Source organism: [Clostridium] clostridioforme AGR2157 (assembly GCF_000424325.1).
Lineage (GTDB): Bacteria > Bacillota > Clostridia > Lachnospirales > Lachnospiraceae > Enterocloster > Enterocloster clostridioformis_A.
Genome location: NZ_KE384167.1, coordinates 1 through 12,276, shown reverse-complemented (window position 1 = coordinate 12,276; position 12,276 = coordinate 1). Strand labels below are relative to the sequence as shown.

9 protein-coding genes, 5 pseudogenes and 1 riboswitch are annotated in these 12,276 nt (G+C 47.8%); of the genes and pseudogenes, 12 read left to right on the top strand and 2 right to left on the bottom strand.

From position 1 onward, the window contains the following. Nucleotides 1-253: 253 nt before the first annotated feature. Both G614_RS34885 and G614_RS34880 read right to left on the bottom strand, forming a co-directional pair. Nucleotides 254-362 (bottom strand): annotated as a pseudogene (locus tag G614_RS34885) (creatininase family protein); the annotation flags it as partial. A 76-nt stretch (nt 363-438) separates the two neighbouring features. After that, a pseudogene (locus G614_RS34880) lies at nt 439-847 on the bottom strand (hypothetical protein). A gap of 189 nt (nt 848-1,036) precedes the next feature. After that, a riboswitch (FMN riboswitch) is annotated at nt 1,037-1,155 on the bottom strand. Nucleotides 1,156-1,441: 286 nt separating this feature from the next. Between G614_RS34880 and G614_RS0126370 the strand changes: the two are divergent. The 12 genes and pseudogenes from G614_RS0126370 to G614_RS0126320 all read left to right on the top strand — a co-directional run bounded on the left by G614_RS0126370 (nt 1,442) and on the right by G614_RS0126320 (nt 11,940). Then, nucleotides 1,442-2,848, top strand: coding sequence for a deoxyguanosinetriphosphate triphosphohydrolase (locus tag G614_RS0126370; RefSeq protein ID WP_027644252.1), 1,407 nt, complete (start codon nt 1,442-1,444; stop codon nt 2,846-2,848). After that, a complete protein-coding gene (locus G614_RS0126365; protein WP_155245167.1) occupies nt 2,835-3,251 on the top strand; it encodes a DUF2809 domain-containing protein in 417 nt (138 codons plus the stop codon). Before G614_RS0126370 ends, G614_RS0126365 begins: the two co-directional genes overlap by 14 nt. Then, nucleotides 3,248-4,987, top strand: a complete 1,740-nt coding sequence (locus G614_RS0126360; RefSeq protein WP_027644250.1) for an IS1096 element passenger TnpR family protein — start codon at nt 3,248-3,250, stop codon at nt 4,985-4,987. Before G614_RS0126365 ends, G614_RS0126360 begins: the two co-directional genes overlap by 4 nt. A gap of 14 nt (nt 4,988-5,001) precedes the next feature. After that, nucleotides 5,002-5,103: pseudogene (locus tag G614_RS34875) on the top strand (transcriptional regulator); the annotation flags it as partial. Continuing rightward, a pseudogene (locus G614_RS0126355) lies at nt 5,099-5,263 on the top strand (class II fructose-bisphosphate aldolase); the annotation flags it as partial. The pseudogenes G614_RS34875 and G614_RS0126355, both read left to right, overlap by 5 nt. 200 nt (nt 5,264-5,463) lie before the next feature. Then, a pseudogene (locus tag G614_RS29150) lies at nt 5,464-6,344 on the top strand (SIS domain-containing protein). A 171-nt stretch (nt 6,345-6,515) separates the two neighbouring features. Next, entirely contained in the window at nt 6,516-7,238 is a 723-nt protein-coding gene (locus G614_RS0126345) for a GntR family transcriptional regulator (RefSeq protein WP_027644248.1), read from the top strand. Nucleotides 7,239-7,313: 75 nt separating this feature from the next. Next, nucleotides 7,314-7,631 (top strand): sugar phosphate isomerase/epimerase family protein, encoded by a 318-nt coding sequence (locus G614_RS0126340; RefSeq protein ID WP_330367131.1) that lies wholly within the window; start codon nt 7,314-7,316, stop codon nt 7,629-7,631. A 215-nt stretch (nt 7,632-7,846) separates the two neighbouring features. Beyond that, nucleotides 7,847-8,746: a PfkB family carbohydrate kinase gene (locus tag G614_RS0126335; protein WP_027644246.1), complete on the top strand. Its 900-nt coding sequence runs from the start codon at nt 7,847-7,849 to the stop codon at nt 8,744-8,746. A gap of 45 nt (nt 8,747-8,791) precedes the next feature. Next, nucleotides 8,792-10,171: an ABC transporter substrate-binding protein gene (locus G614_RS0126330; RefSeq protein ID WP_027644245.1), complete on the top strand. Its 1,380-nt coding sequence runs from the start codon at nt 8,792-8,794 to the stop codon at nt 10,169-10,171. Between the two features lie 55 nt (nt 10,172-10,226). Beyond that, a complete protein-coding gene (locus G614_RS0126325; protein WP_027644244.1) occupies nt 10,227-11,102 on the top strand; it encodes a carbohydrate ABC transporter permease in 876 nt (291 codons plus the stop codon). Nucleotides 11,103-11,115: 13 nt separating this feature from the next. Next, a complete protein-coding gene (locus G614_RS0126320; RefSeq protein WP_027644243.1) occupies nt 11,116-11,940 on the top strand; it encodes a carbohydrate ABC transporter permease in 825 nt (274 codons plus the stop codon). The last annotated feature ends 336 nt before the right edge of the window (nt 11,941-12,276 follow it).

Below are 12,276 nucleotides of genomic sequence, written 5' to 3'. Positions count from 1 at the left end.
TGGGCTAAAAATCCGCCAAATACAGGATTACATCAAGTTAAAGTATCATTTACCTTTTATCAAACGAAACAGCGTATTTTGAACTGTAAAAGGTTAGAGCAAACTAACAATGATCAGCAAAAAAGGTGGGGTAAGCCCCACCTCTGCCATAATCTTGTTAAAGGGTATAAAGAATGTAAGCTTCCATTACACCTTCCATGCCCGAATCTCCCTAAGCCCCGGCACCAGTACCTTAGCGCTGGTTTCCAGAATTATCCGTCCCTTTCAGCCGTATGATATCGTCCGTACCCAGAGGCGCCTGGTTTCCGTGCTGCTCCAGCGCGCCCAGGGGAATCATGACAATACTTGTTGACCTGTTCCATCTCTAACCGTACAATCCAATCAGGAGGTTATATACACATGATTCAAAATTATCGTGACTTATTAACCCGCGTTTCCTCACGCGGTTCTTATGGCCGGATAAACTGCCAGCAGTCTGGTGTACAGCAGATATCCCACAAAGCAGTTGAGCCCCAGTTTAATAGGTTGAAGGGGATGGTAGCCATAAAGATGAAGGTGGGCAGATCGCTGATGGCCGGATTTACCGCGGCCACCATGGTAATCACCTGGTTCAGAGGGAGTCTCATGGCCGCTGCATACAGGGGAAGGGTAATAAATGCATGCAGAAACAGGCGAACAGGGTCCGGATGTGGACGCTGACTGCCATAACCCAGGCGGCAGAAGCAGGTCCCATGAGGAACAGGGCAATAATGGACGGCACGTCGCTGAAGTCGATCTTGTAAAAGGGCGGCATCATGGGAACGGAGAATTCCAGGGACATGAGGGCGCCGGCAACTGCAGCCAGCATACCGGTGTAAATAAGTTTCAGAATACTCCATTTAGTTTATAGCAAAACCTCCTTGATAAATGCTTTCGGTATGGTGATTCAGCAATGAATGAAGTTCCAGGAAACAAAAAATCTCAGGTTCCGGGGAACCTGAGAATAACTTCATAGTCAATATAAATAAGGAATGACGCCCAATATTCATATGAACAAAATTGTCTTCTCTCATCCAGACTATACTGTCGGTTTTGAAATCGCACCAAATCAGCCTCATGCAGCGGGTCGCGGACTATACCGCCGGTAGGGAATCACACCCTGCCCCGAAGAACCTATTCATTTGCTTTTCTCATTTCAAATTATCACAAATAACAACGGCTGTCAACTGCAAAAGATGCAGTTTTTTGTTGCTTTTTTCACGATTTTGTTGATAATAGATATAGACGCATGTTTAAGGCATATTCTGGCATATGAAAGGCAGATTTGACAGGGGAATCGACTTTAGATATACTAGAATGAAACGTATCCCGTGTTTTGTCCTGTCTGCGGCTGGTATTATCAGCCGTGATTGATGGATTATAAGGGACAGGACTCTGGCGGGAAAGCAGTAAGGAGGTATGTATGGATTGGCAGACACTGCTTTGCGACGACCGCATCCGCAGCTACAAGAAACAGTCCTCCACGGACCTGCGGACAGAGTTTGAGAAAGATTATCACCGGATTATCGGCAGTGCATCCTTTCGGCGCCTCCAGGATAAGACCCAGGTGTTTCCGCTGGACAGAAGTGATTTCATCCGTACCAGGCTGACCCATTCCCTGGAGGTTTCATCTCTGGCAAAATCCTTGGGACAGAACATATCGGAGAGCATCCGTACTATTATCAAGGATGAAACTTTTACCCCTGAACATAAGGCGGGGGTGTGTGACATTCTTCAGTGTGCCGGATTGATTCACGATATCGGGAATCCTCCCTTTGGCCACTTTGGTGAGACAGCCATTCAGGTTTGGTTTAAGAAGAACCTGGAGAAGCTTACATTTAAAGGGAAAACCCTTGCGGAAATTCTGGAGCCCCAGATGGTGCAGGACTTCTGTCATTTTGAGGGCAATACCCAGGCGTTCAGGGTAGTGACAAGGCTTCATTTCCTGGTGGATGAGCATGGCATGAACTTGACAAAAGCTCTCTTGGGAACTATTATCAAGTATCCGGTATCTTCCCTGGAGATTGATAAGGACAGCGGCGATATCCGCACCAAGAAGATGGGATATTTCCATGGCGACAGGGAGAACTTCCAGGATGTGCAGGAATCAACAGGCACATTGGGGAAAAGGCACCCGCTGGCATTCATATTAGAAGCAGCGGATGACATTGCCTATAAGACGGCAGACATCGAGGACGCGGTAAAGAAGGGGTGTATTTCTTATGAACGCCTTTTGGCAGAGTTAAAGGCGTATAAGGCTGACAGCCAGACAAACCACTATATCCAGATTGTGTCATGGCTGGAGGAGAAGTATGGAAAGGCCGTGGGAAAGGGATATGACAGGCCGGACCAGTATGCGGTGCAGAACTGGATTATCAGCGTCCAGGGCCTGATGATTTCAGGCGTTACGGAATGTTTTGCCGGCAACTATGAATCTATTATGGAGGGTACCTACACCAGCGACCTTTTTGCAGGTACGGATGTGGAACTGTTGATGGAAGCGCTGGGGGATATTGCCTTCCGGTATGCGTTCAGCACCAGCCCCATCCTGAAGCTGGAGATAGCGGCACAGATAATATTTGACTTTCTTTTGGACCGGTTTGTGGACGCTGTGATTCCCTACGATACGGACCTGCCCATGACCCAGGTGCAGAAAAAGCTGGTTTCCCTTATATCTGACAATTATAAGATGATATATTCCATGTGCGCCCGGGACAGGGATGATGAGGAACGGCTGTATCTGCGTCTGCTACTGGTGACGGATTATATCTGCGGCATGACAGATACATTTGCCAAGGATATGTATCAGGAACTCAATGGTATACGATAGATGGCCGGATGGAGACCCAATGGATAGCGGGAGAAAATACAGGGTCAGATGGGGTTATCTGGCCGCAAGTATCATTGTATTTATAATTGATCTAATTATCGCCCTGCATGTTCACGATCGCATCATCAGACCCTATATAGGGGACATGCTGGTGGTGGTGGTGTACTGTTTTGTCAGGGTGTTCGTACCAAGGGGCATGAAGCGGCTGCCGCTATATGTGTTTCTATTTGCGGTCTGTGTGGAGGTGCTGCAGTATTTTCGCCTGGCAGAGATGCTGAGGCTGCAGGGGAACGCTGCGGCCAGGATTATCCTGGGTTCCGTCTTTGACTGGAAGGATATTGCCTGTTACGGCGCAGGATGCCTGCTTATACAAATATATGAGATTCGAAGGAGGGCCTTATGAAAGGTTATCAGTTGAAAATTACCATAAAAGGCAGTAAACCGCCTATATGGAGACGCGTGGTGGTGCCGGAGCAGTTTACGTTTTGCCAGCTCCATCAGGTGATTCAGGAGGCCTTTGGCTGGTGTGATTACCATTTGCACGAGTTTGAGTTTAAGAAACTGGGGCTGCTTATAAGGGATCTGGCGGAGTCTTGCAGCTGCGATGTGCTGGAGGAGGGAACACAGATTGGAACTCTCATAACAGAGAACCCTCGTTTTATATATACCTACGACTTCGGGGATGCATGGGAACACCAGATTCTCATGGAGAAGGAAGTGGAGTATGAATACAGCTATCCCCAGGTGTTAAAGTATAAGGGAGACAATATTCCGGAGGACTGCGGCGGTATAGGCGGTTACTATGACCTGTTGGACCAGCTGTCTGACCCTGAGGCTGAGGAGCATGACATGATGGAGGAATGGGCCCGCCAGCGGGGAATAGGAGAATATGACATGGATGAAGTAAACGCCAATTTAAAGGCACATCCGGCATTTGGACAAGGTGGAGCGGGAGACGGACAGGAACATGCAGCCCGGGAACATGCAGCCCGGGAACATGCAGCCCGGGAACATGCGGTACAGGAGGATGCGGCTCAGGAACATGCAGCCCACAAACAGGTAACCGGTCCCCAGGATGCTGAAAAGCCGGAAACACAGAGGCCAGCTCCAAGGGGAATCCATACCCTGGAGGACCTGTTCTCCAGGTTTGAAAAGACCGAGCTTCTGCGCATTGCCAGGGTTCACCATATTGGGGGATGCGGTGAGATGGGTAAGAATAAGCTGGCCCCGGCTCTGGCTGCCGCCCTGCTGGATTCCCAGCGCATGGGGCGGTTCTTCGGCACCTTAAGCGATGAGACCGCTGCAGAGTTTGAGAAGGCGGCTGCAGCCAGGGGTATGGAATACCAGGGAGACCTGGAAGCTCTCAGTTTCCTCCACTACGGCGGTTACTGCGGGTTTACCAGCCTGGGAACAGCAGTTGTTCCGGCAGATGTGGCAAAGGCATATGATGAGCTGAATACAGAGAAATTCCAGTCTGAGCGTCATTACCGCAGCCAGGTATGGGCTTGCTGCAAGGCAGCGGTTTACCTTTACGGCGCCGCTGATGCGGGCCAGGTGGAGACAATCTGCAAGGCAGTTGGCTGTGAGGCAGATGCAGGGGAAATTACCAGCCTTTGCCGTGAGATGAAAGGAGTCTGGACTGACTTTGCTTATTGGGATGACCGGTTTATTGACTGGGATCTGGTTCAGGGAGATGCCTATAAAGATGTTTTGAATTATCAGAAGGGCAAGGAGTTTTATATACCTTCTGCCGCGCAGGTGAAGGAGATTGCCAGAACCGGAGCAGTAGAAATTAAGAGACATATCCGCCCGCTGAAGGCGTTTTTCCTGGCCATGGTTGGCTGCGATGAGGAGACCGCTCAGGAGGCAGCGTCCTCCATCCATCACCACGTAAGGCTGGGGACAACGCCAAAAGCAGTGGAAGACATCATGGAGCATTTTGGACTGAACCTGGATTCCCAGGAAAAGATGAATGGATTCGATGAAATCATGGAACAGGTATGGAAGGAAACCAGGACGGTTGGCAACTGTGGTTATAACCGGGTGGAGCTGGACGCCAAGACAGCACGCATTGACCCGGATGCGCCCTGTCCCTGCGGCAGCGGCAAGCGTTACCGCCAGTGCTGCGGCCGTAAATAGGGAAGCGGAGGTGTGTCTGGGAAAAACTGGATGTGGCGCTGGCCAATATCGGGAATTTTCCTTCCGTACCGGATTTTGCATCGGAGGCCAGATATGGAGACCTGCTCATACGTCAACTATTTCTCCTACATGTCTAACGCGGGCGTGAAGGCAGTGAAGAAACTGCTGGAGGAGAAGGAAGTCAAATACTTCCATGATTTGGCTAACGCGGCAGTGGATGCAATGGAGCGGGATGTGCTGAATGCTATGGCTATGTTTGCGTTAGAGCAGGTTTGAGATAATAGAGCTGTTTTTATTCCGGCGGGTCATGTGATGACGTGTCCGGACGGGCAGCTCCTTTTTGATGTCCGAAGGGATGCTTTAATATGCCCTGTTGAAATAGTTATTTTATGAATAATGAGCAAATTCATCTTGTATTTTATATAATGTTATGATATGTTATACATAACAATATATGACGTCAAGGAGAAGCTGTTATGTTAAATTTTGATGAGGCAAAGGTTCTGCAGGAGCACAAAAACGGACTCAGCATTGTGGGAGCAACAGAGAAAGCAGTAGATGAGGTAGTAAAGAGAGGATATAAAAATATCTTCTACATAGGAATTGGGGGAACTGTGCTTTATGCCAACCAGATGGCCCACATAGTAAGGGAAGAAGGCTCTACCATTCCGCTGTTCATCGAAAATGCAGCGGACTTCTGTGTGGTGGACAATCCTCACTTTTCCAAGGATTCCGTGGTAGTCATCGAGAGCATTTCCGGTGATACGAAGGAAGTGGTGGCTGCGGTGGATAAGGCCCATGAAATCGGAGCCACGGTCATAGGCTATGTGGAGAAGGAAGGCAGCCCGCTCTATGAAAAATCAGATTATCTCATAACCACCGCAGGCGGAGGATACTATTTCTGGTACACCGTGACCCTGCGCTTCATGTATCATGCAGGCCAGTTTCCAAGGTATGAGATGTTTTTTGAGGAGCTTAAGTGGACTGGGCTGTCTGCTATGGCATGTGTATCATGGAAGAGATGCAGTGGATGCGCACAAGGCCCATATCGGCCTCTAATTTCTTCCATGGGACATTGGAGGTTATTGACAAGGATACCTCTGTAATTTTAATCAAGGGTGAGGATAAGACTCGTCCGCTCATGGACAGGGTGGAGAATTTTGTCCACAGGATCAGCGCTAAGGTGACTGTGTTTGACAGCAAGGATTTTGAGCTTAAGGGAATCAGCGACGAGTTCAGGGGAATGCTCTGCCCAATCATCATGCGTTCTGCTTTCCAGAGGGTATCCACTCATCTGGAGCATAACAGACAGCATCCTCTGGCTATCAGGAGGTATTATAGGAGGCTGGATTATTAATATACCCGGCCCTTCAGAAAGCATGCTGGCAGTTCCAAAAATGCATTGAAATCAAGGAGAAAAGGGACGTTTGAAATGGTTGCGCGAATACTTTCCCGATGGTATACTTAAGCTATATATGGTCATGTATCGTATAATAATGTTACAGACATAATCAATGGAGGCGGAATCATGGGAAAACTGAACAAGGAATCAAGCGTCCCTTTGTATCAGCAGCTGATGGAGGTAATCCAGAATCAGATACTCAACGGAGAATTAAAAGAAAATGACAGGATACCTACTGAGATAGAGTTGAGCAGGGAGTATGACGTCAGCAGGATAACAGTGCGTAAAGCCGTGGAATTATTGGTGGAGGAGGAGATACTGGTAAAGCGACAGGGCATAGGAACCTTTGTGTCGCAGAAAAAGCTTTGCCGCAATATCAATGGTTTCATGGGATTTACTCAGAGCTGTCTGGCGGAGGGAAACACGGCCGGGGCACAGTTGGTGTCTGCGGAACTGGCAGAGGCCACTATGGTGGACGCAGAGGAACTGAAGATTCAGGAACACGAGAAAATCATTAAGATTGTGCGGGTGCGAACCTGCGACGGGATTCCCGTTATGCTGGAGGAAAATCATTTTCCGGCCCGTTTCGCATACCTTTTGGGCCATGACCTCACAGGGTCCCTCTATCAGATATTGGCGGAGAATGGGACAATCATGGATAATGGCATTAAAAGAATTGGAATAAGCCAGGCCAATGAGATTGAGCACAAGTATCTGGGCGTGGAGCTCGATAAGCCCCTGCTTTATGTAAAGGATGTCAGCTATGATCGGGAGGGAAATCCTGTCCACAACTGTAAAAGTGTGATTAATTCGGACCGCTATAAGATGACGGTCATGGTTAATGCTTGAGAAAAGGCGGACAGAGAAAGATAACAATCAGTAAATCCCAGGTATCGGTAATGAATATCCAGTATCTTTAAAAGGATGATGGAGGATTTGAGTCATCCGGCAATCGGGGCAATGATTGATACAATTCCCATGGCATTGGCAGGTGAGCGGCCGGAGGATTACCTGAAGGTATTCGGGGAGCGTCTGGTGCATGTGCATTTTATCGACGGTGCGCCCAGAGGACACCTGGCATGGGGGGACGGAGTTCTGGATATGAAAGGGTATCTGCAAGAGTGTTCACGGTATTCTTACAAAGGTTACCTGTCCCTGGAGATAACAGACGGCAGATACAGAGTGGACCCTACAGCCTCTGTTTTACAAAGCATTGAGAGGTTATATGACGTATTGATTTGATGCCCACAGCGAACAGTAAATATACTAATAAAGCGGATTCCCTGCGTATAGGCGACTGGAATTCGCTTTTTTGGCAAAAAGCCAAAAAAAGTACATGCTAAATGTGAAAATTATACAAAAATTAGATTATGAGTACATTTTATGTTTACAAAATATACATAACGTCATATAATGATTACATGATAATTAAAACACATCAACAAAGAGGTGAGGACATGTTAAGAGTACTGGGATTGGGCGATAACGTGGTGGATAAGTATATGCACATCCGTACCATGTACCCGGGCGGAAACGCATTGAATTTTGCAGTCTATGCAAAGATGTTCGGAATTGAAGCCGGTTATCTGGGTGTGTTCGGAGATGATGAGGCTGCCGCCCATGTGTATGATACGATCCGTGGTCTTGGGCTGGATCTCTCCCACTGCCGTTTTTATCCGGGAGAGAACGGATACGCCAAGGTGCGTTTGGACGACGGGGACCGGGTATTTACCGGCTCCAACAAAGGCGGGGTATCAAGGGAACATCCTCTGGGGCTGACTGGAATGGACAGGGCTTATATAGCCGGCTATGACATTGTACATACCAGTATCTTCAGTTATGTGGAAGATGAGCTTCCGTTAATCCGTCAGGCATCATCCTTTGTATCTATGGATTTTTCGGACAGGGCAGACGAGGGGTATTTGAGACAATGTGCGCCATATGTTGACTGTGCCAGTATCTCCTGCGGCGATATGCCCAGAAACGAGATTGAGAAACAGATGGCTCTGATTCGGGAATTCGGATGCAGACATATTGTTATTGCTACCAGGGGGTCCAAGGGTGCGCTGGTAATGGTAGACGGACGCCTCTACGAACAGTCACCATGTCTGGTAGAGGCGGTGGATACCATGGGAGCGGGAGATTCCTTTATTACCTGCTTCCTGATAAATTATGTGGATGCCATGAAGGACTCCAGGGACTTCCCGGCAGCATCGGGAACCAGAGGAACAGTGACAGCTGCAGACTATCAGGATTTGGCAGTCAGAACCAGTCTGTACCGTGCAGCCGTTTACTCGGCAGTCAACTGCCAGAAGAATGGATCATTCGGATTTGGCAAAGTGTTTCAGGATGAGTAAAGCATTATGCAAAAAAGTATTATGAAGAGGCGGAAGGAGTTTATTATGAGAAGGTTTGTTAAGAAAGCGGCGGCTGCCCTGTTGGCAGGAACCATGGCAATGTCACTTACAGCTTGTGCGGGATTTACCCCCAGCGGCGGTGACAACAAGAAGGACGCACCGGCTTCTTCGGAGGCAGGAGCTGACACAGGTGTTACACAGGCTGATCAGACATCAGGAGAGAAAAAAACCATAAAGTTTTTCCACAGGTTTCCTGATGAGCCGTTTAATGGCTTTATTGAAAGCAAGATTGCTGAGTATGAGGCGGCGCATCCCGATATCGACATCGTAGTCGAGAGTGCCCAGAATGATCCATACAAAGAAAAAATTAAAGTAGTGGTTGGCGGCAATGATGCTCCTGATATTTTCTTTAGCTGGTGCGGCGAGTTTTCAGAGCGGTTTTTAAGAGAAAACCTGATTATGGACCTTACCCCATACCTGGAAGCAGATAAGGAGTGGAAGGACTCCCTCATGGAGTCCCAGCTGGTAAACTATACGAAGGACGGTGTTACATACGGCATTCCATTCAGACTTGACTGCAAGCTTTTCTTCTACAATACACAAATATTTGAAGAGAACGGTCTGAAGGCACCGGCTACATGGGATGAGCTCATTGAAGTGTGTGATAAGCTGAAAGCGGCTGGTGTCACTCCCATATCTTACGGAAACCAGGAAAAGTGGCCGGCAGCGCACTATATTGGCAGCCTGAACCAGATGCTTGTAAGCGATGAGGTAAGAGAAAAAGATTTTGATCCTGCCCAGGGAGAGTTCACCGATCCTGGTTATGAAGAAGCATTAAAATGCTATCAGCAGCTGATTCCTTATTGCAACGATGCAGTGAACGGTACAGCGGCAGACATGGCAAGAACCAATTTTGCAATGGGCAAGTCCGCTATGTACTATGCAGAACTCATTGAGATTCCATATATTACAGACCTGAACGCCGACCTGGATTACGGTATGTTCAAATTCCCTGTAGTGGAAGGTCCAGGCAACCCTGATATATTAACTGGCGTTCCGGAAGGATTTGTGGTTTCGTCCAAAACACAGTATCCGGACGAATGTATCGAGTTCCTGAAATGGTTTTTAGGGCCGGAAGTGGGCAAGGAGCAGGCACAGACCATCGGCTGGTTCAACGCATCAAAGAATGTTACAGAAGGAGTCAATGATACGAAACTGCTGGACGGCTATAAGGTTGTAAATGAAGCCAAAATCATGGGACCATGGTTTGACAACGCTCTTTATTCAACAACATGTGATGAATATCTCACAGCAGCTTCCGACCTTACAAATGGAGATATTACACCTGCGGAGGCAATGGCAAGAGTACAGAAAGTCGCTAAAGAAGCCCAGAGTCTTGTATCCGGGCAGATCAAGTCAGAGTAATCTATAGGGGGATGTGGAAACATCCCCCTGCAACATAAGAAAGCAGGTAAAAGCTATGAGAACGAAGAAATCCACCCCATATTTGTATATGATTCCCGGTCTTATTATGGTACTTGTATTTGTATACATACCGGTCATAACGAATATCGTATACAGCTTTTTCAGCTTGTCATCTTACTCCTCTTCGGCAAAATTTGTGGGTATCAGTAATTACATCCGGTTTTTTACAAAGGATACCCTCCCTATCATGCTGAAGAACAACGGACTGTACTGTATTATTTCCCTCGTCATTCAGGTGGGTTTCGGAACATTGCTTGCGCTTCTTCTTGAGAGTAAGGCTACAGGACGGTTCCGTAATGTGTACAGGAATATATATTATATACCGGCCCTGATTTCACTGACAGCAGTAGGTATTCTGTTTACCTTCATATATCAGCCGGACCTGGGCATGCTGAACTCATTTCTGAGAGCCATAGGACACGGGGATATGGCTCGTTCATGGCTGGGAGATTCCAAGATTGCCATATACTGTATCATAGCCATGAGTCAGTGGCAGTTTACCGGATATATCACTCTTCTCATGGTAGTGGCCATACAGAATGTGTCCAATGATTATATTGAGGCAGCGTCTATTGATGGCGCGGGACCTGTAAAACGTGCACTCCATATCATACTGCCTCTTGCAAAGGAGCAGCTTCTGGTATGCTCAATCATCACGGTAATTGGAGCGTTCAAGTTGTTTACCGAGGTATATTCCACTACTGGAGGAGGGCCAGGAAACAGTACGCAGGTATTGGGGGTGTTCCTTTACCAGAACGCATTCCTTCACGACGACTTGGGAATGGCGGCTGCAACCGGTGTATTTATATTCATGATAACCATGGTGCTGTCACTGATTCAGATGAAGATCACCGGGTCTGGCGAAGTGTAGAAAGGAGAGGCATATGAAGAAACGAACAGCAGTAACCGTACTTTTGAATATATTCTTCATACTGTTGGCGCTTGTGATTATACTGCCGGCAGCCTGGCTGATTATGAATTCGCTGAAGACCAATGTGGAACTGTTTACCGATTCTCTGGCGCTGCCTGCGAAAGTACAGTTTGCCAACTATATATCAGCATGGAATAAAGGGCTTTACAAATACTTTGGAAATTCTGTCATTGTAAGTTCCATTTCCCTTATATCCATTCTGTTTCTAAGCTCCCTGCTGGCCTATGGCATAACCAGATTCAACAGCAGATTCGGAAACCTGATATTCCTGATTACATTAGGAGGCATGGCCCTCTCGGAGCAGGTGGCACTGGTTCCGCTGTATAAGATACTTCAGGCCACACACCTGTATAATACGTATTGGGCGGTTATCCTGCCGTATGTGGCATTCAGGATACCGTTTACTGTATTCCTGATGCGTGCTTATTTTATGTGTATACCAAAGGAACTGGAGGAAGCGGCAGTCATTGACGGATACAACAGCTTCCAAATATTCAGAAAGATTATAGTCCCTATCAGCAAGCCGATTTTTGCATCCTGCGCCATTGTGAACCTGAATTTCGTGTGGAACGAGTTCCTGTTTGCCAATGTGTTCCTGGAGAGTAAGAGTATTATGACCATCCCTATCGGTTTGATGACGTTTAAAGGCGATATGAGATCAGATTATGTGGTAATGCTGGCAGGCATCACCATTGCATCCCTTCCAATGATCATACTGTATCTGTGTATGCAGAAACAGTTTGTCCGAGGTCTTACCTCTGGTGCGGTCAAGGGCTAGATAATTAGAATGTCATATATCAGCAGGAGGAACAGGATGGTTCCTCCTGTTTACGTGCGCCCGGCGGGCGCACGTTCTAACGGGTGAAAGTCCCTGACCCGCCCGGCAGTGGGAAGGGTGCAGCCAATGGCAAGGGCGTCATCGTGAGGTGGGGTCTGAAGGAAGCCGGAGGCAAACCACTGGCCTGTAAAAGTTGTCCGGATAGGCTGTGAAGCGTGGATGAGGTTGCCTAACAAACTAAAGTCCAATAACTGCACGGAACGCCAGCAGTAAACGGGGCAGGTATAAGTGGGAAAGAACGTGTGAGTACCCGGGGAGGTCTCACGGACGTGAAAG

Excerpts from the sequence above, each read along its gene's own strand:
- G614_RS0126325 (WP_027644244.1), top strand. The coding sequence starts at position 10,227 with ATGAGAACGAAGAAATCCACCCCATATTTGTATATGATTCCCGGTCTT.
- G614_RS0126345 (WP_027644248.1), top strand. The coding sequence starts at position 6,516 with ATGGGAAAACTGAACAAGGAATCAAGCGTCCCTTTGTATCAGCAGCTG.
- G614_RS0126335 (WP_027644246.1), top strand. The coding sequence starts at position 7,847 with ATGTTAAGAGTACTGGGATTGGGCGATAACGTGGTGGATAAGTATATG.
- G614_RS0126365 (WP_155245167.1), top strand. The coding sequence starts at position 2,835 with ATGGTATACGATAGATGGCCGGATGGAGACCCAATGGATAGCGGGAGA.
- G614_RS0126370 (WP_027644252.1), top strand. The coding sequence starts at position 1,442 with ATGGATTGGCAGACACTGCTTTGCGACGACCGCATCCGCAGCTACAAG.
- G614_RS0126320 (WP_027644243.1), top strand. The coding sequence starts at position 11,116 with ATGAAGAAACGAACAGCAGTAACCGTACTTTTGAATATATTCTTCATA.
- G614_RS0126360 (WP_027644250.1), top strand. The coding sequence starts at position 3,248 with ATGAAAGGTTATCAGTTGAAAATTACCATAAAAGGCAGTAAACCGCCT.
- G614_RS0126340 (WP_330367131.1), top strand. The coding sequence starts at position 7,314 with ATGATGGAGGATTTGAGTCATCCGGCAATCGGGGCAATGATTGATACA.
- G614_RS0126330 (WP_027644245.1), top strand. The coding sequence starts at position 8,792 with ATGAGAAGGTTTGTTAAGAAAGCGGCGGCTGCCCTGTTGGCAGGAACC.